Source organism: Pseudomonas sp. SJZ074, from assembly GCF_007828215.1.
In the GTDB taxonomy this organism is placed as follows: domain Bacteria; phylum Pseudomonadota; class Gammaproteobacteria; order Pseudomonadales; family Pseudomonadaceae; genus Aquipseudomonas.
Genome location: NZ_VIUE01000001.1, coordinates 1 through 24,262 on the forward strand (window position 1 = coordinate 1; position 24,262 = coordinate 24,262).

At 59.2% G+C, this 24,262-nt stretch carries 22 protein-coding genes, 4 tRNA genes and 1 riboswitch; of the genes, 8 read left to right on the forward strand and 18 right to left on the reverse strand.

Annotated elements, in window-relative coordinates:
- Positions 1–184 precede the first annotated feature (184 nt).
- The gene (gene cheR, locus FBX99_RS00005) at positions 185–1,012 is read right to left on the reverse strand and encodes a protein-glutamate O-methyltransferase CheR (RefSeq protein WP_178111821.1); all 828 of its coding nucleotides are present in this window, start codon (positions 1,010–1,012) and stop codon (positions 185–187) included.
- Positions 1,013–1,066: 54 nt separating this feature from the next.
- The gene (locus tag FBX99_RS00010) at positions 1,067–1,993 is read right to left on the reverse strand and encodes a chemotaxis protein CheV (RefSeq protein ID WP_144930284.1); all 927 of its coding nucleotides are present in this window, start codon (positions 1,991–1,993) and stop codon (positions 1,067–1,069) included.
- A 78-nt stretch (positions 1,994–2,071) separates the two neighbouring features.
- Between FBX99_RS00010 and flgA the strand changes: the two genes are divergently transcribed.
- The 4 genes from flgA (at position 2,072) to FBX99_RS00030 (ending at position 4,667) form a co-directional block, all read left to right on the forward strand.
- Positions 2,072–2,836: a flagellar basal body P-ring formation chaperone FlgA gene (gene flgA / locus FBX99_RS00015; protein WP_144930285.1), complete on the forward strand. Its 765-nt coding sequence runs from the start codon at positions 2,072–2,074 to the stop codon at positions 2,834–2,836.
- 172 nt (positions 2,837–3,008) lie between these two features.
- Positions 3,009–3,314, forward strand: a complete 306-nt coding sequence (gene flgM, locus FBX99_RS00020; RefSeq protein WP_144930286.1) for a flagellar biosynthesis anti-sigma factor FlgM — start codon at positions 3,009–3,011, stop codon at positions 3,312–3,314.
- Positions 3,315–3,360: 46 nt separating this feature from the next.
- A complete protein-coding gene (locus tag FBX99_RS00025) occupies positions 3,361–3,828 on the forward strand; it encodes a flagella synthesis protein FlgN (protein ID WP_047701073.1) in 468 nt (155 codons plus the stop codon).
- A gap of 92 nt (positions 3,829–3,920) precedes the next feature.
- The gene (locus FBX99_RS00030; protein ID WP_144930287.1) at positions 3,921–4,667 is read left to right on the forward strand and encodes a flagellar brake protein; all 747 of its coding nucleotides are present in this window, start codon (positions 3,921–3,923) and stop codon (positions 4,665–4,667) included.
- Positions 4,668–4,797: 130 nt separating this feature from the next.
- Here FBX99_RS00030 and FBX99_RS00035 read toward each other — a convergent pair whose 3' ends face one another.
- The 5 genes from FBX99_RS00035 to FBX99_RS00055 form a co-directional block, all read right to left on the reverse strand.
- Positions 4,798–6,135: an MFS transporter gene (locus FBX99_RS00035; RefSeq protein WP_144930288.1), complete on the reverse strand. Its 1,338-nt coding sequence runs from the start codon at positions 6,133–6,135 to the stop codon at positions 4,798–4,800.
- Positions 6,136–6,212: 77 nt separating this feature from the next.
- Positions 6,213–7,454, reverse strand: a complete 1,242-nt coding sequence (locus FBX99_RS00040) for a glutamine synthetase family protein (protein WP_178111830.1) — start codon at positions 7,452–7,454, stop codon at positions 6,213–6,215.
- Between the two features lie 343 nt (positions 7,455–7,797).
- A complete protein-coding gene (locus FBX99_RS00045; RefSeq protein WP_144930290.1) occupies positions 7,798–8,490 on the reverse strand; it encodes a sensor histidine kinase KdpD in 693 nt (230 codons plus the stop codon).
- Positions 8,483–10,090, reverse strand: coding sequence for a tetratricopeptide repeat-containing response regulator (locus FBX99_RS00050; RefSeq protein WP_144930291.1), 1,608 nt, complete (start codon positions 10,088–10,090; stop codon positions 8,483–8,485). Before FBX99_RS00050 ends, FBX99_RS00045 begins: the two co-directional genes overlap by 8 nt.
- A 291-nt stretch (positions 10,091–10,381) precedes the next feature.
- Entirely contained in the window at positions 10,382–11,308 is a 927-nt protein-coding gene (locus tag FBX99_RS00055) for a transcriptional regulator GcvA (protein ID WP_145130355.1), read from the reverse strand.
- A gap of 132 nt (positions 11,309–11,440) precedes the next feature.
- Between FBX99_RS00055 and gstA the strand changes: the two genes are divergently transcribed.
- Complete coding sequence (gene gstA, locus FBX99_RS00060; protein ID WP_145130356.1) at positions 11,441–12,052, forward strand: glutathione transferase GstA; 612 nt, start codon at positions 11,441–11,443, stop codon at positions 12,050–12,052.
- 102 nt (positions 12,053–12,154) lie between these two features.
- On the opposite strand, the gene FBX99_RS00065 is transcribed toward gstA, so the two are convergent.
- Positions 12,155–12,231, reverse strand: a tRNA-Arg gene (locus FBX99_RS00065).
- 528 nt (positions 12,232–12,759) lie between these two features.
- Between FBX99_RS00065 and FBX99_RS00075 the strand changes: the two genes are divergently transcribed.
- Positions 12,760–13,089, forward strand: coding sequence for an Arc family DNA-binding protein (locus tag FBX99_RS00075; protein WP_144930296.1), 330 nt, complete (start codon positions 12,760–12,762; stop codon positions 13,087–13,089).
- A gap of 204 nt (positions 13,090–13,293) precedes the next feature.
- Here FBX99_RS00075 and mgtE read toward each other — a convergent pair whose 3' ends face one another.
- Positions 13,294–14,736, reverse strand: coding sequence for a magnesium transporter (gene mgtE / locus FBX99_RS00080; protein WP_144930297.1), 1,443 nt, complete (start codon positions 14,734–14,736; stop codon positions 13,294–13,296).
- A 452-nt stretch (positions 14,737–15,188) separates the two neighbouring features.
- Between mgtE and FBX99_RS00085 the strand changes: the two genes are divergently transcribed.
- Positions 15,189–15,692 carry a cell envelope protein SmpA gene (locus tag FBX99_RS00085; RefSeq protein WP_144930298.1) on the forward strand — a complete coding sequence of 168 codons (504 nt, stop codon included), beginning with the start codon at positions 15,189–15,191 and terminating at the stop codon, positions 15,690–15,692.
- 40 nt (positions 15,693–15,732) lie between these two features.
- Here FBX99_RS00085 and FBX99_RS00090 read toward each other — a convergent pair.
- The 7 genes from FBX99_RS00090 to ltaE all read right to left on the reverse strand — a co-directional run bounded on the left by FBX99_RS00090 (position 15,733) and on the right by ltaE (position 21,694).
- A tRNA-Arg gene (locus FBX99_RS00090) sits at positions 15,733–15,809 on the reverse strand.
- 72 nt (positions 15,810–15,881) lie between these two features.
- Positions 15,882–15,958 (reverse strand) — tRNA-Arg (locus FBX99_RS00095).
- A gap of 107 nt (positions 15,959–16,065) precedes the next feature.
- Positions 16,066–16,156, reverse strand: a tRNA-Ser gene (locus FBX99_RS00100).
- Between the two features lie 62 nt (positions 16,157–16,218).
- A complete protein-coding gene (csrA, locus tag FBX99_RS00105) occupies positions 16,219–16,407 on the reverse strand; it encodes a carbon storage regulator CsrA (RefSeq protein WP_003178872.1) in 189 nt (62 codons plus the stop codon).
- Between the two features lie 186 nt (positions 16,408–16,593).
- Positions 16,594–17,835, reverse strand: coding sequence for an aspartate kinase (locus FBX99_RS00110; RefSeq protein WP_047701090.1), 1,242 nt, complete (start codon positions 17,833–17,835; stop codon positions 16,594–16,596).
- An 87-nt stretch (positions 17,836–17,922) separates the two neighbouring features.
- Positions 17,923–20,544 (reverse strand): alanine--tRNA ligase, encoded by a 2,622-nt coding sequence (alaS, locus tag FBX99_RS00115; RefSeq protein WP_144930299.1) that lies wholly within the window; start codon positions 20,542–20,544, stop codon positions 17,923–17,925.
- 145 nt (positions 20,545–20,689) lie between these two features.
- Positions 20,690–21,694 carry a low-specificity L-threonine aldolase gene (gene ltaE, locus FBX99_RS00120; protein ID WP_145130358.1) on the reverse strand — a complete coding sequence of 335 codons (1,005 nt, stop codon included), beginning with the start codon at positions 21,692–21,694 and terminating at the stop codon, positions 20,690–20,692.
- A gap of 167 nt (positions 21,695–21,861) precedes the next feature.
- Positions 21,862–22,029, forward strand: a riboswitch (FMN riboswitch).
- 100 nt (positions 22,030–22,129) lie between these two features.
- Between ltaE and FBX99_RS00125 the strand changes: the two genes are divergently transcribed.
- Entirely contained in the window at positions 22,130–22,636 is a 507-nt protein-coding gene (locus tag FBX99_RS00125; protein WP_145130360.1) for a 6,7-dimethyl-8-ribityllumazine synthase, read from the forward strand.
- 251 nt (positions 22,637–22,887) lie between these two features.
- Here the strand turns inward: FBX99_RS00125 and astE are convergent, their stop codons facing one another.
- The gene (astE, locus tag FBX99_RS00130) at positions 22,888–23,895 is read right to left on the reverse strand and encodes a succinylglutamate desuccinylase (RefSeq protein ID WP_144930302.1); all 1,008 of its coding nucleotides are present in this window, start codon (positions 23,893–23,895) and stop codon (positions 22,888–22,890) included.
- A 12-nt stretch (positions 23,896–23,907) separates the two neighbouring features.
- Positions 23,908–24,195, reverse strand: coding sequence for a hypothetical protein (locus tag FBX99_RS00135; RefSeq protein ID WP_024776525.1), 288 nt, complete (start codon positions 24,193–24,195; stop codon positions 23,908–23,910).
- Between the last annotated feature and the right edge of the window lie 67 nt (positions 24,196–24,262).

The following is a 24,262-nucleotide window of genomic DNA, read 5'->3' on the forward strand; positions in this document are numbered from 1 at the left end:
CCTCTCCAGATATCTGCACTGCCAAGAGCTGTGAGAGCTTTTGCTGCCTTGAAAAAGAATGGCTAAATAAATCATCCAAGACAGTTGCTCCCACAAGGGGATGGCGGTGACTTGATGGAGATTTGGCAGGCAAAAAAAAACGGGAACCTGTGACGGCTCCCGTTTTCTTGACCACCGGCGCGAATCACTTCGCCTGGTAGATGATCCCCGGGCTGCACTGGATCATCTGGTAATGATCCGGCAAGCCGTTCAGCGCTTCGGATGCACCGAGGAACAGGTAGCCGCCCGGCTTAAGGGTGCCGTGTATACGCAGCAGGATGTCCTTCTTCACTTCGGCGGAGAAGTAGATCAGTACGTTACGGCAGAACACGATGTCGAATTTGCCCAGGCTGGCATAGCTGTCCAGCAGGTTGAACGAGCGGAATTCCACCCGGTTCTTGATCGGCGCCTTGACCACCCAGCGCCCCGGCCCTTTCGGATCGAAGTAGCGTTGCAGGCGATCAGGCGACAGGCCGCGGCCGATGGCCAGACTGTCGTACTCACCCGTCTTGCAGTTGTTAAGCATGGTCCCGGACAGGTCCGTGGCAACGATCTGCACGCCACCTTTCAACTGGCCGATATTGGTCCGCTCGAACTCGTCGATGGACATCGACAGCGAATAGGGTTCCTGGCCCGACGAGCAAGCGGCCGACCAGATCCGCAGGCGCTGGCCCGGGCTGGCCTTGATGGCCGCCGGCAGCACTTTGTTTTTCAATACTTCGAACGGATAGGTATCGCGAAACCACAGGGTTTCGTTGGTGGTCATGGCATCCACCACCATTTCGCGCAAACCGCTGCGCGGCTGGGTCTGGATACGCTGCACCAGCTCGCCCAACGATTTGAGGCCCTGTTGCTCCATCAATTTGTTGAGACGGCTCGACACCAGATATTGCTTGTTTTCACCAAGCAATATGCCACAGGCTTTTTCCAGGAAGACCCGGAACTGTTCGAAATCCAAATTACCCGTAGACAAGTTACCGCCTCTTTCCATTGTATTGATTTGCCGGGCGCACAACGCGCCCGACCTTTATCCAGCTGTCTTGATCCGATCGACCACCCGGGAAGCCAGGTCATCGGGGCGGAACTTGGCAAGAAAATCGTCGGCACCGACCTTCTTGACCATTGCCTGGTTGAAGACGCCCGACAGGGACGTGTGCAGGATGATGTGCAGCTTTTGCATACGCGGATCGCTGCGAATTTCCGACGTCAGGGTATACCCGTCCATCTCCGGCATCTCGATGTCGGAGATCATCATCAGAAACTCCTCTTCCGGCTTCTTGCCCTCGTCAACCATGTTTCGCAAGTAATCCAACGCCTGCCGCCCATCGTTCAGCGCAATCACTTCAACGCCGATCGTCTGCAGGCAACGGGTCACCTGCTTACGTGCCACTGATGAGTCGTCCACCGTCAGTACCCGCAACGAAATCGCCTTGTGCTGGGTTTCGGCATCCACCACACCGTGGGAAATGGTTTCCGTGGTCGGCGCCACTTCGGCGAGGATTTTCTCCACGTCGATGATTTCCACCAACTGGCCGTCGACCCGGGTTACCGCCGTCAGGTAGTGATCGCGGCCGGTGCCCTTGGGCGGTGGATGGATCTCTTCCCAGTTCATGTTGACGATGCGCTCCACCGAGCGCACCAGGAAACCCTGGGTCTTGGTGTTGTACTCGGTGATGATCACAAACGGATTGCTCTGATCCAGCAGCCGACCGGAACCGGTGGCCATCGCCAGATCGAGAATCGGGATGGTCGCTCCCCGGATATTTGCCACACCGCACACGACGGGACTGGACTTGGGCATCAAGGTCAGCTTGGGGCATTGCAGCACCTCGCGCACCTTGAATACGTTGATCCCATATAACTGCTGGCCATCGAGACGGAACAACAACAGCTCCAGGCGATTCTGACCGACCAGCTGTGTGCGCTGGTTTACCGAATCCATCACTCCCGCCATGCCCTGACTCCTACCTAACGCTAATGTGTCCGACGCGCATTCATCACTAAACGGCACGGGGCTTGCTATTCAACCGGCATGAACGCACAAACGACATTTTCTCGACGCCTGACCACTCATTGCCGCCTCTGGCTCGGTATGCTGTTGGCTGTCTGCCTGTTCGCCTCGGGGGGACGCGCCCTTGCCGAAGCTCCGGTTACCTTGCCTGATCTCCTTATCGGCGTCACTCAGGGCTTTCTTGAATTCACCGTAGAAGACTATCTGGCTTCCAGTCAAACCGAAGGTCGCTACGAAATCGAAGTCAACCAGATCGACCCGCGCTTGCGCATGCCAATGTGTGACAAGGAATTGACTGCGTCCCTGGAAAGCCCTGCCAGGCCACTGGGACGGGTCACGGTAAAGGTCCGTTGCGACAGCGCGGCCCCCTGGACGGTCTTCGTGCCAGCCCAGGTACGCCTGTTTCGCGAAATCGTCACCACCACCCGCCCTTTGAAACGGGCCGGAATCGTCGAGCCCCAGGACGTGACGTTGCGTGAACGGGATGTCAGCCAGATCACCCAAGGGTTCCTGACTTCCGTCGATCAGGCCATCGGACAGAAACTTGTCCGACCAATGGTAGCCGACCAGATCGTGACTCTTTTGCACCTGGAACAGGCCGAAGTCGTCCGCAAAGGTGACCAGGTGGTGATCACGGCCCGTAGCGGCACCCTGGCCGTGCGGATGCCCGGCGAAGCCCTGTCCAATGGCGGCATGAACGAACAGATTCGAGTGAAGAACCTAAATTCCCAACGCGTCATCAAGGCGCAAGTGATGGCCCCAGGCCAGGTGGAAGTGGCTATGTAGTGATCCGGTAGAGACGGGTAGAAAGCTGGCGCTTGACCCTGCTGTTCCCTAGACTGTGCCTTACGCAAGGCAAGCGCAGACGTGCGCACGCTCATTGAACAAATGAGCCTAAAGTTTTTTGGGGGATGGCCGAAAACATGGCAAGCGTCCAAATACCCAGAGGTTTTTTACCATGGTCATCGATTTCAATCGTTTAAACAGCTCCTCACCATTGACAGGCACTACGCGCACCAACGCCAGCAAGGAAACTGAAAAATCCTCGCCGGCCGAGCAGGCCACCACTGTCAAGAACGGGGAGTCGGTACACCTCAGTGATGAGGCTCAGCAGTTGCAGAAGATTACTGACAAGCTGCGCGATCAACCTGTCGTCGACAACGCCCGCGTGGCCGAGTTGAAAGCAGCCATCGCCGATGGCAGCTATAAGGTCGACAGCAACCGTGTAGCCAGCAAACTGCTCAACTTCGAAGCCCAGCGCTAGGCCGCCGCCAGCGCAGGCTTTTGGATGCTAAGACCCAAGGCCAGCCATGCACGACACTCATTTATTGCAATTGATCATCGACGACTTTGTTCCAGCACAACAATTGCTGGAGCTGCTGCAGACCGAATCCCTGGCGCTGCATGGTCGCGACATGCCCTTGCTGGAAAATATCCTGGCACAGAAACAGGCATTGATCATTCTGCTCGATCAGCATGGCCGCAAACGCAGCGAGATTCTCGCCAGCCTCAATCTGCCCGCCAACAACGATGGCCTCGAGCAACTGGCCAGCCAGTCGACGATCGGCGATCAGTTGTTGTCCCAAAGCGCAGTGCTCAATGATCTGCTCGCCCAGTGCCAGGCGGCCAACGCCCGCAACGGCCAGTCGATCCAACTCCAGCAAGCCGCTACCGCCAACCAGTTGCGCATCCTCAATGGCGGTGAAATCCCGACGCTTTACGATGCTCGCGGCTCGACCGCCAAGATGGTCAAGCACCGCCCGCTCAGCCAGGCATGAAACGAACCATGCCTGCGCTCTATCAACCCGCGATAGATGCTGGCAAAATGCTGGCCATTCGTAGTCGTATTTTGCTTGGAGATTGACCCACCGTGTTCAATGCCTCAAACGCGGATGATGCTCCGCAACCGCCCAAGGTCCTTACCACGCCCCTGGAAATCTCCGGCAACCTGCGGATGCTGCAAGATAGCCACGATCCGTTGATCATTACCTTCCACGAACGCACCCAGCGCTTCCAGAGCTACCTGGTCGACGTCGATCGCGAGAAGAACACCATCGCCCTGGATGAAATGATCCCTCGCGACGGGGAGCGTTTCCTGCTCGCGGGCGAGCCGTTTCGGGTCGAAGGTTTCCATGATGGCGTGCGCATCGCATGGGAAGGCAAGGGTCCGCTGACGATCAATGAGTCCCACGATGGTCGCTGCTACCGTGGCGCCTTGCCCGACGAAGTGGTTTATCACCAACGTCGCAACGCCTTCCGCGCAGCCTTGAAGCTGGCGCAACTGGTGAGCATCGAACTGGGCGGCGACAAGCTCAAGTCACCCGTGAGCGGCAAACTGCTGGATATCTCCGCCACCGGCTGCAAGCTGCGCTTCGATGGCGACATCACCGAGCGCCTGCAATTGGGCCAGGTTTACGAGCGCTTCATCGCCGCCCTGCCCTTTGGCAACATGACGGCACCGGTCGAACTGCGCTACCTGCATTTCGAAGAACGCATCAACACCACCTTCGCCGGCGTGCGCTTCCACAATATCAGTGGCCTGGTGCAGCGGCAGGTCGAGCGTTTCGTCTATCAGCTGCAGCGCGAAGCGCGCCGCTTCGATAAAGACGATATCTGATCCCCAGCCCCGAATATTTTCTGCGCCTGGACCGACCTCATCGCGAGCAGGCTCGCTCCCATAAGGACTTGCGGTTTACCGCCCCCATATGGGAGCGAGCCTGCTCGCGATTGGCGACACCACTGCCTACTTACCTGGCTTGAGGTTCCTCAGCGTCAGCCCCCTCGGTGACCGGCTCTGCAACCGGCTCGACCTCCGGATTCGGCGTCACCTGCATCTGCTCTTGCACCACCTGCTCATCGACCCTCGGGTCGAGACACGCCACCAGCGGGGAACTGGACATGCTGTCGGGCATCGCCACGTGATGCAGCGGCGCGTCATCGACCTGATGCAGGTTGGTCACCGCTTTTGGCCGTATGCGCCACACCAGTACCAGTGCAAAGAAGGTGAAGAAGGCGTACAGCATGTGGCTGCCGAATGAGTTCATCAGCACCCCGGCCACCAGCGGGCCAATACTCGCACCTACGCCGTACGTCACCAGCAGCATCGCTGTCAGCGACACCCGGCGATCCGCTTCGACGTGGTCGTTGGAAAACGCCACCGCCAGCGGGTACAGGCAGAATTGCATCAGCGAACAGAAAAAACCGGCGACGAACAGCACTTCCAGCGGCACCGTCGACAGGATCGCCAATGGCGACGCGAAGACTGCCAGGCACAATGCAAAGCAACGGATCAGCAGCGCCCGGTCGTAACGGTCGGACAGCCAGCCCAACGGCCACTGCACCAACAGACCGGCAAAGATGCAGCTGCCCATGAACAGCCCCACCTGTTCGGTCGACAGCCCTTGCTGGGACGCATACAGCGGCGCCAGACCATAGAACGAGCCGACGATCAATCCGGAACCCAGCACCGTGCTCAGCGACTGCGGCACGCGCTTGATGAAGAACCGTGGCTCCATGGGCGCCGGACGCAACGGCGCCGGGTGGATCCGTCGGGTCAACGCCACCGGCACCAGGCACAGGGCAAAACACAACGCCACCAGCATCAGCAGCTCCAACCCCAGGGCCGGGTGGATCACGAGGATCAGTTGACCCAACACCATCCCCAGGTACGAGGCGATCATGTAGCCGCTGAACACCACCCCACGCTGCTTGGCATCGGCCTGCTCGTTGAGCCAACTCTCGATGACCATGTACTGGCACATCATGCCGAGGCCGACGATAACCCGCAGCACCACCCAGGCCGGCAGCCAGCTCACCAGGCCGTGGCCCAGCACCGCCGCACCGACGATCCCGGCACAGGCCGAATAGGCACGGATATGCCCGACGCGGGCAATCAGCCGATGGCCGATCTTGCCACCCAGCACCAGGCCGAAATAGTTGGCGGCCATCAGCGCACCGACCCACAGGCTATCCACATGCTCGGCAGCCAGGCGCAAGGCCAGGTAGGTACTCAAAAGCCCCGAACCGATAAGCATCATCAGCGAGGCGAAATAAAGCGCTCGAAAAGGTTTCCAGACTTGGCGCATCGGCGTTCCGAGCGGCTCCTTGAGATAAGTAGGGGCTGCCTCTGTAGACAGCCCGAATGCGACTTTACGTACAAAGCCTAGGCCTGGGCTGCCAGCACACGCCGTTCCCAGGGGGTGATTTCATCAAAGTAGCTGGTCAGTTCCAGGGTTTTCGTCGCAATGTAGCCTTCGATGAACTCCGTACCGAACAGTTCCTTCGCTAGAAGGCTACGTTTCAGACGCTCCAGGGCAGCGTGCAGGGTACATGGCAACGACAGATTATCCGGTACCTGGAATTCGCCCTGTATCGCAGCGCTCGGCTCCAGGCGATTTTCAATCCCATGAAGACCGGCCGCCAGGCTGGCGGCAATCGCCAGATAGGGGTTGGCATCCGCCCCGGGCAAGCGATTCTCGACCCGTCGGGCCACTGGCGAACTGGCCGGAATCCGTAACCCGGCCGAGCGATTGTCGTGAGACCAGCAGGCATTGTTCGGCGAGGCGAACGGATGACACAGGCGCTGGTAGGAATTGACGTTCGGCGCGAACAGCGCCGTGAAGTCCGCCATGCCCGCCTGCTGTCCACCGATGAAGTGCCGAAACGCTGCCGTCGGCTCGCCGACCTCGTCGCTGAACACATTACGACCGCTGTCCAGCTCGACGACACTCTGGTGAATGTGCATCGAACTGCCCGGCGTATGGGCCAGCGGCTTGGCCATGCATACCACGGTCAGGCCGTGCTTGAGAGCGACTTCCTTGAGCAGGTGCTTGAACAGGAACGTCTGGTCGGCCAGCAGCAGGGCATCGCCATGCAGCAGATTGATCTCGAACTGGCTCACGCCCATTTCATGCATGAAGGTATCGCGCGGCAACCCCAGGGCTGCCATGCATTCATAGACCTCATTGAAGAATGGGCGCAGGCCGTTGTTGGAGCTGACACTGAATGCCGAGTGGCCGTCTTCACGACGCCCATCCAGGCCCACCGGCGGTTGGAATGGCTGGGTCGGATCCGGGTTGGGTGCAAAAACAAAGAATTCCAGCTCGGTCGCCACCACCGGTGCCAGGCCCCGGGCGGCGTACCGGGCGATCACCGTCTTGAGCTGGCCACGCGTCGAGAGCCGGGAGCTTTCACCGGTCAGTTCGTCGGCATCGCAGATGGCCAGGGCGCGGGGATGCGAGCTCCAGGGCAGGCGGTGGATCTGTTTCGGGTCGGCCACCAACGCCAGGTCGCCATCGTCACTGCCATAGAAACGCGACGGCGGATAGCCGCCCATGATGCATTGCAGCAGCACGCCCCGGGCCATTTGCAATCGCCGCCCCTCCAGGAAACCCGCGGCGGTCATCACCTTGCCCCGCGGTACGCCATTGAGGTCCGGCGTGACACATTCAATCTCATCAATGCCCGTCAGTCGCTGCGCGATTGAACATTGATCATCGGTCGTCATGACGCATTCCTTGTTATGTGCGAGCCGCGAACGGCAACCCGTACAAAATAGGCTTCAGCTGTTCGGAATATCAAGCACTCGGGGACAATAAACATCGAGCCTGGGGACACCCCTGTGGGAGCGAGCCTGCTCGCGATGGCGGCGGGTCAGCTCATACCGGATTGGCTGATACACCGCTATCGCGAGCAGGCTCGCTCCCACAAGTATTTTGTGCTGTCGGGGCCACCTGCATGGAACAGGTTCAGGGCAGATAAATCCGGAACACGCCGCCCCCCAGCACACCGCCATTGGCAATTTCGGTCCGCCCGCACACGCCGCCGCGCTGGTGCAGCCCGGCGATCCGCGCGGCGAAGTAAAGGCCCAGCCCGGTGCTGCCGCTGCTGTGGTTGATACCTTGCACATAATCGGCCTGACGTTCGAGCATTTCAGGCGGATAGCCTTCGCCGTCGTCATTGATGGTGAGCACCAATTGCCCGGCTTCATCGCTGGCACTGATCAACAACGTCTGCCGGGCGTGGCGAATGGCATTGTTGATGCAGTTGTCGAGCACCGAAGCGATCAGCTCACGGTCGAAGAAGCCCAGTGGGCTCAACGGATCGACTTCATACGTGACCATGATCCCACGGCTGCGGAACACCTCCCGATGGCCGGCCAGCTGCGCCTCGATAAAGTCGTCCAGCTCGTGGTAGGCCGGGTGCAGCGGCAACTGGTTGACACCCAGCTTGTACAGCCCCAGCAGCTGCACCATCAAGCCATTGAGGTGGGCGAATTCGAACTCCATCACGCCCTGCTCGGAGGTCTGCTGCACCTCTTCAGGCAAGCGCTCGAGCCACTGCGCATGAGCCTGCATGAGCAAGGTCAGGGAGTTTTTCATGTCGTGCACGGTCGATGCGATCACCGTGGAAAAATCGAGTGCCTGTTCGCTGTCATTCATCGCCAAATGCCTTGCTTCGCAGTTTCTGATAGCGCGCAAAACGCGCATCGGTGTCGGGCATCATGCCCACCAGTTTCAGGCAGGCGCGACATTCCTCCAGCAGCTCCGATTCCACACTGGTATCGGTGCCATGCAGCAGGGATTGCGCCATATTCAGGGCAATACTGATGTTCTTCGGTTGCATCTTCAGCGCACGACGGAACAGCTCCCGTGCCTCGGGCAACGCGCCGGTCTTGTAGACCCGCACACCTTCGCGGTTCAGTTCGGCGGCGGCATTGCCTTGATTGAGGATGTTCGGGTCGTCGGTGAGCTTGGCAATACCCTGCATCACCGTCGGGTCATCCCCGTAGATTTCCGCGCAGTTCTTGAGCATCGATTCGCCGGCGCTGGTCTGGCCGAGCATCTGCAATTGCTTGGCTACCAGCAGCGCGGCCTCGGCACTCATGAATTGCTCCATGCCATCGAGGCGCTGCAGGGCCTGCTCGGTGAGTTTTTCCGCGGTTTCGGCGTCGTTCAACAACAGGCTCGTGGCTTTCATCAGTCGCGCCCGGACCTGCAGTCCCGGGTCGTTGAGGTTTTCCTTCGCCACCGCGCTGAGGGTCGTGTTGATCTCCAACCGGGTCCGGGTGTCGAGGCCCTTTTCGCTGCCCTTGCTGATAAGTGCATGGGCCAGGCCGAGGTTGCTTTCCGGATCCTTGAAACGCGACTGCGCGCCCTGCCCGACCGCCTGGCGATAGGCTCTGGAAGCGGTGTCGAAGTCTTCGTTGGCCATCGCCAACTTGCCCAGCAACGATTGCCGGCGAACCGCCAGGGGCGACAGGCGAACCGCTTCTTCCAGCACCTCCTGGGCCTGTTTCGTGTCGCCTTCGGCCACCAGCACATCGGCCATACCATCATACAAGGCAGGCATCATCGGAAAGGCCTTGAGGGCCTTTTCATAGACAGCCTTGGCCTGCGTCACCTGACCGCGCTTGAACATCAATTTGCCCAGGCCCGCATAGGCCCAAGGCAACGGACGATCGGCCAGGATGGTGTTGTACAGGCGCTCCAGGGCTTCGTTCTGGTTCAGGTCCCGCAGCGCATCGGCCCGATAACGCAGACACAACGGCCCGTAGCGCGGATCCTGCTTGCACAGGGCGATGCAGGCATTGAGCACTTCCAGCGGCTTGCCACGATCCAGCGCCTGGAGAATCGGCTTGAGCAGGGTCTTGCGCTGCTCCAGCCGCTCCAACCGCTGGGCCAGGCCCGAACGGTTGAAAGGCTTGGTCAGGTACGCATCGGGCTCATGCTCCAGGGCACTGAGTACCATGGCCTGGCTGGTCTCGGCAGTCACCATGAGGAACACGCTTTCATGGCTGATGAGCTTCTCGATCATCAGGTCTTCCAGCACCTGCTGACCGTTCTTGCGGCCGTCGCCCAAGTGATAGTCCTGCAGGATGAAGTCATAGCGCTTCTGCGAACACATGCGCAGCGCCACTTCACCGGTATCGGCGGTGTCCACGTCCTTGACGCCCAACTCACGCAACATGGAGCGGATCGAGCTGCGGAAATCCGAGAAATCATCGACGATCAGAAAACTTTTTTGGTGGTACGCCAGCATCGAGGATGTCCAGGCAAGTAAAAAGGTGCACCCAATGGCAGACAACGAAAATGCGGTCCTGCAACCCGTGGGCGCGCAGATGATAGCCACCAGCCATTATGGAGCAAGAGATTTCCGAACCTCTTGCCCTGGCTGTGCCGTGGCGCACATTGCGAACCTTTCCGGCACACACAGGTGTGGGAGAAAAACGGGCTCATCAGGCTATCGGCTGAATTCGGCTTTCCGTTAAGCGGATCGCAAGGAAGAGATTAGAAGATTGTTACCCAGACGCAGGTGCCCGGGACAGGAAGCTCATTTGAAGATGTCAGAAACCGAGGTCGACTCAGTGCTCTGCACCAGATCGATCAACCAGGTCCGGAATGCCACGACTTTTTTCGAGTTGGCAATTTCCAGTGGCGTCACCAGATAAAAGCCCAGATCGGACTTCAACTTGAGGTTGAACGGCGCTACCAGTCTGCCGGCTTTCAAATCGTCATCGACATAGGTGGAACGACCGATACACACCCCCAGCCCGTCGATTGCAGCCTGCACCGCCATCATCGCCAGATCGAACGTCAGCCGCGTGCCTTCAGCGAGCTTCTTCGGTTGCCCGGCCGCGCTCAGCCACATGTTCCAGTCGTTACTGGTCATGCCACTGACCTGCAACAGCGTGTGATTGACCAGATCGACCGGGCTTTTCAAGGCTTTGGGACCGGTCAGCAGCTTGGGACTGCATACAGGAAATATCTCATCGGACATGAGCCAGTCCGCCCGCAAGCCCTTCCAGTCGCCGAAACCGTAGCGGATCGCGGCGTCGATGCCGCCCTTGCGAAAGTCGACCAATTCGGTTGATGCGGTGACCCGCACGTCAATATTGGGAAATGCGTCCTGAAAGGACGCCAGGCGTGGCAGCAGCCACTTGGATGCCAGGGAAACCAGCGTGCTGATGGTCAATACGCTGTTTTTGGTCGACTCGAGCAGCATTTCCGTGGAATAGCGCAACTCATGAAATGCCGAGCGAATACCCGGCAAATAAGCATGGCCTTCGGTGGTCAATGCCAGACCGTCCTTGAGCCGCAGGAACAGGCGGACGCCCAGCTCATCTTCAAGGCGGCGGATCTGATGGCTGATGGCCGTCTGCGTGACATTCAGCTCTTCGGCGGCCTTGGTAAAACTCATATGGCGAGCAGCAGATTCAAACGCTTTCAATCCATTGAGAGAGGGAATTCTGGCGACCATAAGGCTGCGTAATGCTCATGAGATTTTGTCATAAGGTAGCGCCAAAGAAGTCCTTTGCAAAATGTTTTGCCGGTCATGGATCCTGGCGGCCCGCGCATTCGGGCTTACGTTACCGCCTATAAGGAAATCCCCATGAAACTGTACTTTGCCCCCATGACCTGCTCACTGTCGCCGCACATCGTGCTGCGTGAACTGGGCTTGCCTTTCGAATTGATCCGAGTCAACAACAAGACCAAAGCCACCGCCGACAGCCATGACTTCCGCGACATCAACCCAAAGGGTTACGTGGCCGCACTGATGCTGGATAACGGCCAGGTGCTGACCGAAGGTCCGGCCATCGTTCAATACCTGGCGGATCAAGTTCCGGGCAATTCCCTGGCGCCGGCCAACGGCACTTGGGAACGCACTCGCCTGCAGGAACTGCTGAACTTCATCACTTCGGAAATCCACGGTGGCAGCGCGCCGCTGTTCAATGTCGATATTCCTGAGCCCACCAAAGAAATTTTCCGGCAGAAGCTGTTCAAGCGCCTGGACTACCTGAACAACGGCCTGATGAACAAAGACTATCTGTTGGGTGACTTCGGCCTGGCCGATGCGTACCTGTTCACCGTGCTTAAGTGGCTGCCTTTCTTCAATATCGATATCGAGAAGTGGCCGAAACTTGAGTCATTCATGAATCGCATCGAAACACGTCCAAGCGTGCGCGCCGCCATAGCCGCGGAAGAGGCCACGCAACCGGTTTAACAGCCGGTCGATGCTGGCTTCTGCTGATGCTTTGGAGAGTCGGGTTGGCACTGTACCGCTATCGACGAACGGTTCGAGAGGTTACGCCAACCTTTGATCATATGGTGTCCCAGGGCAGGTTCGAACTGCCAACCTTCCCCTTAGGAGGGGGATGCTCTATCCAATTGAGCTACTGAGACACAGGTCGACCACGAGAAACGCGGTGCGATGGACGGCGTGCATGTTAACGGCCAGCCTGGCGTTTGTCATGTCGTCCGTAGGCTTTTTAAGTGTAGGCAAATGCTGCAGCCCATAGCCCCCAGCCCGATGACACGGATAAACGGGACGCCGCTCATCCGCCCCCATCTGCCTCCGCTAGTAAATCGGCAAATTGCCACTATCCTATACAATACAAGGACAGCACCGGTCTTTGCTGCCGTTCCGGTTATCCGCCGGACGGTATGGCACATAGACACGATGTGATGGTCATAGCATGCGGACCTGCTGATTTTCCAAACCAGTCCGCATTTTTGATGAAGAGTAATAGCAGAACGCCTTTACGCGGATCAATATTTGTCACAGAATTGGCGCCAATGATCTGGCAATTTTGAGGCATGATGCGGGCCTCTTAACAATTCAGGTTGAACATTTGGCTACGGTGCTTGTCCTATCGACATCCTGCGGCCAATCCCGAGAACCGCTCCCCTGAACTAACCGGTTAAATAAATATGCGCCCAATGACAAAGGCAATTTATTCCAGCCGTACGGCTGACAAGTTCGTCGTACGTCTGCCAGACGGAATGCGGGAACGCATTGCCGAGGTGGCTCGCAATCATCATCGCAGCATGAACTCTGAAATCATCGCGCGCCTTGAGCAAAGCCTTATCCAGGAAGGCGCGTTGGGTGAAGAACTGAGCATGCGCCTGGACAGCCCGGAGCTGTCATTGCATGAGCGAGAATTGCTTCAACGCTTCCGACAACTCTCCCACCGCCAGCAGAACGCCCTCGTTTCGCTGATTGCCCACCAGGATGCAGAAATGGCCGCAGACGCGCCCTGATCGCACCGCAATACCCAAAGCCAGCCTTATGCTGGCTTTTTTTTGCCTGGGATTTGGGCTCGACTTGTATTTTCGAGCCCCAAAAAGCCGCCAGACAGGCGTAATACCGTTGTGGCGAGGGGATTTATCCCCTCGCCACAACGAGCTGGGCAAGTCTTAAGTGGACAGCGTTACATCAGATAAGCGGTTTTTTTGACCAGCGACTCAGAGCAGGAAGATGGTCGCCAGCCCGAGGAAAATAAAGAACCCGCCGCTGTCGGTCATGGCGGTAATCATCACGCTCGCGCCCATGGCCGGGTCACGCCCCAACCGGGCAAGGGTCATGGGGATCAATACGCCCATCAATGCCGCCAACAGCAAGTTGAGGGTCATCGCTGCCGTCATGACCACCCCCAATGACCAACTGCCATAGAGCAGATACGCCACCACACCGATCACCCCCCCCCAAAGCACGCCATTGATCAGAGCCACCGCCAGTTCCTTGCGCATCAATCGCGAGGTATTGCCGGTGCTGACCTGATCCAGCGCCATGGCGCGAACGATCATGGTGATGGTCTGGTTGCCGGAGTTGCCGCCGATCCCGGCAACGATGGGCATCAGCGCCGCAAGCGCCACCAACCGCTCAATGGAACCTTCGAACAACCCAATGACCCGGGAAGCAACAAACGCCGTGATCAGATTGATCGCCAGCCAGGCCCAACGGTTGCGCAGGGATTTCCAGACCGAGGCGAAGATGTCTTCCTCTTCACGCAGACCGGCCATGTTGAGGACTTCGCTCTCGCTTTCCTCACGAATCAGGTCGACCATTTCATCGATGGTCAGACGGCCGATCAGCTTGCCGTTCTTGTCAACCACCGGGGCGGAAATCAAGTCATAACGTTCGAACGCCTGGGCCGCATCATAGGCGTCTTCGTCCGGATGAAAACTTACCGGATCGCTGGCCATGACGTCGGCCACCTGCTTTTCCGGGTCGTTGACCAGCAATCGCTTGATCGGCAGCACACCCTTGAGCACGCCGTCGTAGTCGACCACAAAAAGCTTGTCGGTATGCCCCGGCAGCTCCTTGAGACGACGCAGGTAGCGCAATACCACTTCGAGACTGACATCCTCACGGATCGTCACCATCTCGAAGTCCATCAACGCACCGACCTGCTCCTCGTCATAAGACAACGCCGAGCGCACGCGCTCACGCTGCTGGCCGTCGAGGGCTTCCATCAGTTCGTGGACAACGTCCCGTGGCAGTTCAGGTGCAAGGTCGGCGAGTTCGTCGGCGTCCATTTCCTTGGCCGCCGCCAGCAACTCGTGATCATCCATGTCGGCGATCAGGGTTTCACGAACCGAGTCGGACACTTCGAGCAGGATGTCACCGTCGCGATCAGCCTTGACCAGCTGCCAGACCGTCAGGCGCTCTTCCAGCGGCAGGGCTTCGAGGATGTAGGCGACGTCGGCGGAGTGCAGGTCATCGAGTTTGCGCTGCAACTCGACGAGGTTCTGCCGGTGGACCAGGTTCTCGACCCGATCATGATGCGGGCCTTCCTGGCGATGCGTCAGGTCCTCCACGACCCGCTGGCGATGCAGCAGCTCAACGACTTGCGCGAGACGGTCCTGAAGGCTTTCCTGCGTTTTCTTTACTTCAATTTCGGTCATAGGCGAACTCCACTCCCAGCAGTGGGGCACGCCGGAAGGATCAATCAGTCAATTCATGATTGGTGAAACGCGGTTTTGAGTAACTACTGGGTAAGTCCATGGAAGTATTCCAAAGCCCCGGCGGGGCTGACGGGCGCAATCATACACCGCTTGGCGTTTTAAAACGTTAAAAAATCACGGCAAGAACAAGCGCTTGCGAGACAAACCTGAACGCAGGCTGAACCTGTGGAATTACGACGTTTTATCCTGAAAAGAAAACACACCACCCGGCAAAAATGGAGCGGCTACCCTGAGGACAATCAACTGATCACAAGCCCGTGGGAGCAAAGCTTGCTCGCGATTGCAGACAGTCAATAGACAGCGAATCGGCTGGTCTACCGCTGTCGCGAGCAAGCTTTGCTCCCCGGGTAATGCATCAACTCCCACCTTTCATCCGCAAGGAAGGCGCTCGAATGCCGCTCAATCGCTATATGCTTCTGCTCGTCACCCTGTGCTGCCTGCCTTCGCGAGCGGCCGAGCACACCGTTCATCGCTGCGAAAACAGCGCAGGGCATGTCACCTTCACCACCTTGAGCTGTGGCCCGGAAGAAAACCAGTCAGTGCAGCGAATCCATCCGTACAGCCCTGGCACAATAGCCCCCGCCGGCGAATCGCTGCTGCCCGAAGCAGAGCACCGACAAACATCCAGCAACAAAACCAGGCGCAGGGAACCGACGGTCGTTGGTCAGCTCGAAGAGCGCTGTGGAAATCTACTGACCGCCGGGCAGCGGCGCGATGCGATCATGGACAGGCGCATCGTCACGGGCATGAGCCAGCAGGACGTGGAAAGCGCCCTCGGCAAACCTGACTCAATCAAGATCCGGAATTCGAGCACCCGCTACACCTACAAAGAGAAGAGCGGTCGCAGCGCAGAGGTCGTGTTCGATGAGAAAGGCTGTGTAAAAGGCAAATCGTAGGCAACAAAAAGCCCGCGTTAAACGCGGGCTTCTTGATATATGGTGCACTCGACAGGATTCGAACCTGTGACCGCTCGGTTCGTAGCCGAGTACTCTATCCAGCTGAGCTACGAGTGCAGGTTGTGGTTTTATACCAGATCACAACTGGTTGAAGCCAAGTTATTTGCATTGCTGCAAACGACTCTTAAATGGTGCACTCGACAGGATTCGAACCTGTGACCGCTCGGTTCGTAGCCGAGTACTCTATCCAGCTGAGCTACGAGTGCATGTGTTGCCGCGCATTATAGGTCGTCGAATCTTTTTGTAAAGCGCTTTTTCCAGTAATTTCAACAACTTACTGAACAAGCCGGATCACAACGCACTACATGAATAATGGCGGAGAACGGGGGATTCGAACCCCCGACACCCTTTTGAGGTGTACTCCCTTAGCAGGGGAGCGCCTTCGGCCACTCGGCCAGCTCTCCGCAACACGGGGCGTATATTAACCACCTTCATCCCCGTTTGCAAACATAAAAATCGATAAAAATTAATGGCTTGGTTCGTCGTCCTTCTCTTTCTTGATACGCAGGTAAATTTCCTCCCGGTGCACCGCGACCTCTTTCGGGGCGTTGACGCCAATACGCACTTGGTTTCCTTTGACGCCGAGCACGGTCACGGTGATTTCGCCATCGCCAATAATCAGGCTCTCTGCGCACCGACGAGTCAGAATCAGCATACCTTTCTCCTCACGCAATTCAGTTCAGGGACTACAAGTCTGCAAAACAAGGGCGTCGGACCTGCAACCGCAACGGTCGCAGCCTACAGGCCTCAGTATTGACCAGCGCGAGCAAAAGAACAGTTTTGAGACGCGCCATTCAAAAAAACAAAGGGCGCGGTAGAACCGCGCCCTTGGGACAACGCCTTATTCGCCCTGTCGAGCGGCTGCGTCGAGTTCGAAAGCCGTGTGCAGGGCACGCACGGCCAGTTCCAGGTATTTCTCTTCGATCACCACGGAAACCTTGATTTCCGAAGTCGAGATCATCTGGATATTGATGCTTTCCTTGGCCAGGGATTCGAACATGCGGCTGGCCACGCCTGCATGGGAGCGCATGCCGACGCCGACGATCGACACCTTGGCGATCTTGGTGTCCCCCACCACTTCCCGGGCACCGATCTCGGCTGCGGTCTTCTTCAGCACGGCTTCGGCGGCCTGGTAGTCGTTGCGGTGCACGGTGAACGTGAAGTCGGTGGTGTTATCGTGCGCGACGTTCTGCACGATCATGTCGACTTCGATGTTCGCGGCACTGATCGGGCCGAGAATCTTGAAGGCCACGCCGGGGGTGTCTGGCACGCCACGGATGGTCAGCTTGGCTTCATCGCGGTTGAAGGCGATGCCGGAAATGATCGGCTGTTCCATGGATTCCTCTTCATCAATAGTAATGAGGGTGCCCGGACCCTCTTTGAAGCTGTGCAGGACGCGCAGCGGAACATTGTATTTGCCAGCGAATTCGACCGCCCGGATCTGCAGTACCTTCGAGCCGAGACTGGCCATTTCCAGCATCTCTTCGAAGGTGATCTTGTCCAGGCGCTGAGCCACGGGAACCACACGCGGATCGGTGGTGTAGACGCCATCCACATCGGTGTAGATCTGGCATTCGTCAGCCTTGAGAGCTGCCGCCAGCGCAACACCGGTGGTGTCGGAACCGCCACGACCGAGGGTGGTGATATTGCCGTGCTCGTCCACGCCCTGGAAACCGGCGACCACCACGACGCGGCCAGCCTTCAGGTCAGCGCGAATCTTCTGATCGTCGATCTGCAGGATACGCGCCTTGTTGTGCGCGCTGTCCGTCAGGATACGCACCTGGTTGCCGGTGTAGGACACCGCCGGCACGCCACGCTTCATCAGCGCCATAGCCAGCAAGGCGATAGTCACCTGCTCGCCGGTGGACACGATCACATCCAGCTCACGGGGAACCGGCTGCTGCTCGCCACTGATTTGCTTGGCCAGATCGATCAGACGGTTGGTTTCGCCGCTCATTGCCGACAGCACAACCACCAGGTCATCGCCCGCATCACGGAATTTCTTAACCTTGTCGGCGACTTGTTCGATTCTCTCGACAGTGCCGACCGAGGTGCCTCCAAATTTCTGTACGATCAAAGCCATTTCAAAGCCGCCTCTGCCCATGAAGGGCGCCCAATAGTTACTACGGCGGTCGGGCCCGCGACTAGACCGCGAGCCCGAAGCACCGCCTTAAATACCCTGCTCTACAAATGCAACGGTCTGGGCCAGTGCCGCGTCCAGTGCGCCAACGTCGGTACCGCCGCCTTGCGCCATGTCCGGACGACCACCGCCCTTGCCGCCCACTGCCGCTGCGGCCTGCTTCATCAAATCACCGGCTTTGAGTTGGCCGGTCAGGTCCTTGGTCACGCCTGCGACGAGAACGACCTTTTCCTCATGGACACTGCCGAGCAGGATCACTGCGCGGCCGAGTTTGTTTTTCAGCTGATCGACCAGTCCCAACAGGGCCTTGCCGTCCTGACCGTCCAGACGCACGGCCAGTACTTTCACACCCTTGACGTCCACGGCCTGGGCCGACAGATCGTCGCCCGCGGCGCTGGCAGCCTTGGCCTGCAACTGCTCGAGTTGCTTCTCCAGCAGGCGGTTGCGCTCCAGCACTGCCGACAGCTTGTCGATCAGGTTGTCGCGGCTGCCCTTGATCAGGCTCGCCGCTTCCTTGAGTTGTTCTTCGGCAGCGTTGAGGTACGCCAGTGCCGCGGCACCGGTAACCGCTTCGATACGCCGCACGCCGGAGGCCACGCCGCCTTCACTGATGATCTTCAGCAGGCCGATGTCGCCGGTCCGGTTGGCGTGGATGCCACCGCACAGCTCCACCGAGAAATCCCCCATGCTCAGCACGCGCACGCTGTCGCCGTACTTCTCGCCAAACAACGCCATGGCGCCTTTCTTCTTGGCGGTGTCGATGTCGGTTTCTTCGGTTTCTACCGGGGAGTTCTTACGAATCTCGGCATTGACGATGTCTTCCAGGGCCTTCAGTTGCTCTGGCTTGATGGCTTCGAAGTGGCTGAAGTCAAAGCGCAGGCGCTGGCTGTCGACCAACGAACCCTTCTGCTGGACATGCTCGCCCAACACTCGGCGCAACGCGGCGTGCAGCAAGTGGGTGGCAGAGTGATTCAGCGAAGTGGCGTGGCGCACTTCGGCGTCGACATGGGCGGACACCGGCGCAGCGACCATCAGGCTGCCCGAAGCCACTACGCCGTGGTGCAGGAATGCCCCGCCGGTCTTCGTAGTGTCGCGCACGTCGAAGCGCGAGCTGCCGGCCTGCAGGTAACCGCTGTCGCCGATCTGACCGCCGGATTCGGCATAGAACGGGGTCGTGTCGAGCACGATCACGCCTTCCTGGCCTTCGCTCAGGATGTCGACCGATTGGCCGTCCTTATAGATGGCCACGATCTTGGCCGAACCGGTGGTGCCGGCGTAGCCGGTGAATTCGGTGGCCACGTCAACCTTGACCAGGCTGTTGTAGTCCATGCCGAAGGCGCTGGCGGAGCGCGCGCGCACCCGCTGGGCTTCCATCTCGCGCTCGAAGCCTTCTTCGTCGAGGGTCAGGTTGCGTTCACGGGCGATGTCGCCGGTCAGGTCCATCGGGAAACCATAGGTGTCGTACAGCTTGAACACCACATCGCCCGGCACCACGTTGCCCTTGAGTTCGGCCAGGTCCTGCTCGAGGATCTTCAGGCCCTGCTCCAGGGTCTTGGCGAACTGCTCTTCTTCGGCCTTGAGCACACGCTCGATGTGCGCCTGCTGGGATTTCAGTTCCGGGAAGGCATCCCCCATCTCGGCCACCAGGGCCGCCACGATCTGATAGAAGAAGCTGCCCTTGGCGCCCAGCTTGTTGCCGTGACGGCAGGCGCGACGGATGATCCGGCGCAGCACGTAACCGCGGCCCTCGTTGGACGGCAGCACGCCGTCGGCAATCAGGAAGCCACAGGAACGGATATGGTCGGCGACCACTTTCAGCGAGGCCTGGTTGTCGTTGGTGCAACCGATGGCCTTGGCCGAGGCGTTCAGCAGGCTCTGGAACAGGTCGATTTCGTAGTTGGAGTGAACGTGCTGCAGCACCGCACTGATCCGCTCCAGGCCCATGCCGGTGTCGACCGACGGTGCCGGCAGCGGATGCAACACGCCATCAGCGGTGCGGTTGAACTGCATGAACACGTTGTTCCAGATCTCGATGTAGCGGTCGCCGTCTTCTTCCGGCGAGCCGGGTGGGCCGCCCCAGATGTCGGCGCCGTGATCGTAGAAGATCTCGGTGCAAGGGCCGCACGGACCGGTATCGCCCATGGTCCAGAAGTTGTCGGAGGCGTAAGGCGCGCCCTTGTTGTCGCCGATGCGCACCATGCGCTCGGCCGGCACACCGACCTCTTTGGTCCAGATGTCATAGGCTTCGTCATCGGTGGCGTAGACCGTTACCCAGAGTTTTTCCTTGGGCAGGTTCAGCCACTTGTCGGACGTCAGGAAGGTCCAGGCGAAGGTGATGGCGTCGCGCTTGAAATAGTCGCCGAAGCTGAAGTTACCCAGCATTTCGAAAAACGTGTGGTGACGAGCGGTATAACCGACGTTTTCCAGGTCGTTGTGCTTGCCGCCGGCGCGCACGCACTTCTGGCTGCTCACCGCACGGGTGTAGGCACGTTTCTCCTGGCCCAGGAAGCAGTCCTTGAACTGGTTCATCCCCGCGTTGGTGAACAGCAGGGTCGGGTCATTGCCCGGGATCAAAGAGCTGGAGGCTACTCGGGTGTGGCCTTGCTCTTCGAAGAAGCGAAGGAAGGCTTCACGGATTTCTGCGCTTTTCATTAGGTTCTTCCACGGAGGCTGCGGCCAAAGGCCTGTGCAAAACGTCAACAGACGAAGCAACGGCAAAGGGCCGCATTATATCGGCCCTGCGCTTGGGGTACAGCGTGTTATGCGATAGAAACTGTCAATTGGGTCGCTTAGGCGATCAGTTGCCGGAAAATTCGACGAAAGTGGCGATCACCCGGTCGATTTGCGCAGCGCTGACGTCCAGGTGGGTCACCATCCGCAGGCGCGGCGCGGCAACGAGCTTGATGCCCCGCTCGGCGGCAAATGCCTTGAGCGCCTCGGCCCGTTCGCCCATGTGCACATAGACCATGTTGGTCTGCACCGGCTCGACCTCATAACCCGCCGCCTGTAACCCTTCGGCAAGGCGCCGGGCATTGGCGTGGTCGTCGGCCAGGCGCTGGACTTGATGATCGAGGGCATACAGCCCCGCTGCGGCCAGGATCCCGGCCTGGCGCATGCCGCCGCCAACCATTTTGCGCAATCGGCGCGCCTTGTCGATCAAGTCGACGCTGCCGCACAGGACCGAACCGATCGGCGCCCCCAGGCCTTTGGACAGGCACACCGACACCGAATCGAAATACTGGGTGATCTCCCGCGCGTCGACATCGAGCTTGACCGCTGCGTTGTACAACCGGGCGCCGTCCAGGTGCAGCGCCAAGCCGTGTTCCCGGGTGAAACGCCGGGCGCGGGCCAGGTATTCCAATGGCAACACCTTGCCTTGCATGGTGTTTTCCAGGGCCAGCAGGCGGGTGCGGGCAAAATGGAAGTCATCGGGCTTGATCGCCGCGGCGACTTGCGCCAGGTCCAGGGAACCGTCCGCCTGCACCTCAAGAGGCTGGGGCTGGATCGAACCGAGCACCGCCGCGCCGCCGCCTTCGTATTTGTAGGTGTGGGCCTGCTGGCCGACGATGTACTCATCGCCACGCTCGCAATGGGCCATCAACCCCAGCAGGTTGCTCATGGTGCCACTGGGCACGAACAACGCCGCCGCAAACCCCAGGCGCCCGGCGAGTTCGGCTTCGAGACGATTGACAGTCGGGTCCTCGCCGTACACGTCATCGCCGGTCGGCGCGCCGGCCATGGCATCCAGCATGGCGGCGGAAGGTTGGGTGACCGTGTCGCTGCGAAGATCAATAACGCTCATGAATCTGGCCTCGGGTGCTGGTGGAGGGAATTCCCTTTCGAAGGGTAATTACTGCGGGCATGGTGGGAATTAATCAAGGCTGATCCAGGGAAAAGACACAACACCCCTGCTCGCTCCCACAAAGGTTATGTGTTAAAAATCCTGCGCCGCCACACAGCGTAGCGGCAAAACGTTCTCAGGGCGGGGTGTAATTCCCCACCGGCGGTAATTGCATGCAAGGTGCATAGCCCGCGAGCGCTTGGCAATGCACGGCTTTTGCGGTGCGGCGGCAAGGTCAGCAGACCCGGTGCGATCCCAGGGCCGACGGTCATAGTCCGGATGAAGAGAGAACGGGATCGGCACCCAAGGACCGTTTGCGACTATCTGTGCGCGGCGTACCCTCGACTCCCCTTCGATTCATGACGCCCTGTTTTTCACACAAACAGGAACCAGAACATGCAACCCACTGCAATCGACAGCAAAATCAAACATCCGGGCGAGCGCGTTGCGTTCATCCAGGCCTGCTGGCACAAGGAAATTGTCGACCAGAGCCGTCACGGCTTCGTCGCGGAAATGATCAACCAGGGCTACCAGGAAAGTGATATCGACTGCTTCGAAGTCGGTGGCGCCTTCGAGATCCCGCTGCATGCCAAGCTGCTGGCCAAATCCGGCCGCTACGCCGGCATCGTCGCCGCCGGCCTGGTGGTGGATGGCGGCATCTACCGGCATGAGTTCGTCGCCCAATCGGTGATCAGCGGCCTGATGCAGGTGCAGTTGGAAACCGAGGTGCCGGTGTTCTCGGTGGTGCTCACGCCGCACCACTTCCACGCCGGGGAAGAGCACCAGAAGTTCTTCTTCGAGCACTTCGTGCACAAGGGTCAGGAAGCGGCGAAGACCTGCGCCGATACCCTGCACAAAACCCGGGCGTTGCGTCGCACTGAGCCGCGCGCCTTAGCCGTCTAACACTGGCCACAATGTGGGAGCGAGCCTGCTCGCGATGACGGAGTGTCAGTCGCCATGATGTTGGCTGATAGAACGCTATCGCGAGCAGGCTCGCTCCCACAGGGGGCCTGCTTATCGCAAATATTGCAGCCACCACAAAACAACTGTGGGAGCGGGCTTGCTCGCGAAGGCGGTGTGTCAGTAAACGATAATGTTGCTGATACACCGCTTTCGCGAGCAAGCCCGCTCCCACATTTGGAATGCGACGCCTTTCAGACCAGGTTTTCGCCGGTGGCCGGCACGATCAGGATGCCGGCCCGCAAACCATTCTTCACCTTGGGGTTGGGGAAGATGATCCGCGCCCCCTCTTCTTCGATCACCCAACGGGTCTGGGCGATGTCTTCGGCCAGCACATAACCTTTTCCCAGCTCCGAAAAGTTTTCGATATCCGCTGGCAGGTTCAGGCGGAAACTGTCGCTGTGCTTGATGATTTCCCGGGCCACGCTGAACAGCTGGAGGCCATCCAGCCCTTCGTCCAGCTCAGGTTCGTTGCCTTCGATGATCTGCTTCAGGCGGGTTTCCAGCAGGCTGACATTGACGCCTTCGTTCTCCCCGAACGGCCGCGCCTTGCCTAGTTCCAAAGTAAAGGATTCGGCCCCGAGCTGGTCGTAGGTGTAGGCGCTGAACACGATGGACGGCTTGTTCTGCAGCAACACCGCTTCCATGCCCGCCGCACGCAGGCGGGCCAGCTCACGACGTGAATGTTGTCGACCTTCCTTCCAGGGGTACAGGGCGAACTGCTCGATCTTCGAGCCGCGGATGGCCGTGTGCAGGTCGTAATGCAAGCGACTGCGCTCTGGCCGGTTGAAGAAGCTGGCAGCCAGCCGCTCCAGCTCGCACGCCCGCAGCGCTTCCGGGCCGCCGCTCAGTTCATGACGGCCATTGAAAAGCCGGTTGACGTCCTGCTCGACGAAACGCTCACCGCGGCGGATGGCCTCGGGATTGCCGAACAGGAACAGAATACGAGCCCGAGGCTTCACGTCACCACGGGCGATGTCATGCAGCAGGCGGTCGAGCAATTCGATGGGCGCGGTTTCGTTACCGTGGATCCCTGCCGATAACAGCAGGTCCAGGCCATTATCCCGGGCTTCGGGCGGCTTGACCTCCAGCGCACCCTCGCTCAACCAGCGCATGCGCACGCCTTCGACAGTCAGTTGAGTCTTCTCCGCCGGTTCACGGCCGGCGAGGGTCAGTTCAAGCAGTTTGCCGAGGGCGAGCATAGCGCGGTTTCCTTAATGGTCGTGGCCGCAATCCGGGCCATGGACATGGTCATCGTCGCCGAGGTCGGCCGGTTCCATTTCCAGCTGCAGGCTGACCAGGTTGGTTGCCAACGGGCGCAACAACAGGTTGGCGTATTCCTCATCCCCTTCCTCGACATCCACGCCGATCAGCAGCTGACCGCGGCCGTCCTGCTGGATCCACAACTCCTTGCCCTGCCACATCACCGCCACGCGGGTGCAAGAGGTTTCCAGCTGGGTGCCGTCGGTGTCTTCAAGAATCAGCTGCAGTGCATCGCTCATGTTTTACGTTCTCGTCTGGGGATAAGGCCACGCGCCCTGCTTTGACTGTAGTCAGGTCGCGCGCGCT

Bases quoted from the DNA above. Each gene is read 5' to 3' on its own strand.
- FBX99_RS00075 (WP_144930296.1), top strand. From the start codon at position 12,760: ATGCGCCCAATGACAAAGGCAATTTATTCCAGCCGTACGGCTGACAAG.
- FBX99_RS00040 (WP_178111830.1), bottom strand. From the start codon at position 7,454: ATGACCGCCGCGGGTTTCCTGGAGGGGCGGCGATTGCAAATGGCCCGG.
- FBX99_RS00050 (WP_144930291.1), bottom strand. From the start codon at position 10,090: ATGCTGGCGTACCACCAAAAAAGTTTTCTGATCGTCGATGATTTCTCG.
- FBX99_RS00010 (WP_144930284.1), bottom strand. From the start codon at position 1,993: ATGGCGGGAGTGATGGATTCGGTAAACCAGCGCACACAGCTGGTCGGT.
- flgA (WP_144930285.1), top strand. From the start codon at position 2,072: ATGAACGCACAAACGACATTTTCTCGACGCCTGACCACTCATTGCCGC.
- astE (WP_144930302.1), bottom strand. From the start codon at position 23,895: ATGCTCGCCCTCGGCAAACTGCTTGAACTGACCCTCGCCGGCCGTGAA.
- FBX99_RS00135 (WP_024776525.1), bottom strand. From the start codon at position 24,195: ATGAGCGATGCACTGCAGCTGATTCTTGAAGACACCGACGGCACCCAG.
- FBX99_RS00025 (WP_047701073.1), top strand. From the start codon at position 3,361: ATGCACGACACTCATTTATTGCAATTGATCATCGACGACTTTGTTCCA.
- alaS (WP_144930299.1), bottom strand. From the start codon at position 20,544: ATGAAAAGCGCAGAAATCCGTGAAGCCTTCCTTCGCTTCTTCGAAGAG.
- FBX99_RS00125 (WP_145130360.1), top strand. From the start codon at position 22,130: ATGCAACCCACTGCAATCGACAGCAAAATCAAACATCCGGGCGAGCGC.
- gstA (WP_145130356.1), top strand. From the start codon at position 11,441: ATGAAACTGTACTTTGCCCCCATGACCTGCTCACTGTCGCCGCACATC.
- flgM (WP_144930286.1), top strand. From the start codon at position 3,009: ATGGTCATCGATTTCAATCGTTTAAACAGCTCCTCACCATTGACAGGC.
- FBX99_RS00035 (WP_144930288.1), bottom strand. From the start codon at position 6,135: ATGCGCCAAGTCTGGAAACCTTTTCGAGCGCTTTATTTCGCCTCGCTG.
- FBX99_RS00055 (WP_145130355.1), bottom strand. From the start codon at position 11,308: ATGGTCGCCAGAATTCCCTCTCTCAATGGATTGAAAGCGTTTGAATCT.
- csrA (WP_003178872.1), bottom strand. From the start codon at position 16,407: ATGCTGATTCTGACTCGTCGGTGCGCAGAGAGCCTGATTATTGGCGAT.
- ltaE (WP_145130358.1), bottom strand. From the start codon at position 21,694: ATGAGCGTTATTGATCTTCGCAGCGACACGGTCACCCAACCTTCCGCC.
- FBX99_RS00045 (WP_144930290.1), bottom strand. From the start codon at position 8,490: ATGAATGACAGCGAACAGGCACTCGATTTTTCCACGGTGATCGCATCG.
- mgtE (WP_144930297.1), bottom strand. From the start codon at position 14,736: ATGACCGAAATTGAAGTAAAGAAAACGCAGGAAAGCCTTCAGGACCGT.
- FBX99_RS00110 (WP_047701090.1), bottom strand. From the start codon at position 17,835: ATGGCTTTGATCGTACAGAAATTTGGAGGCACCTCGGTCGGCACTGTC.
- FBX99_RS00085 (WP_144930298.1), top strand. From the start codon at position 15,189: ATGCCGCTCAATCGCTATATGCTTCTGCTCGTCACCCTGTGCTGCCTG.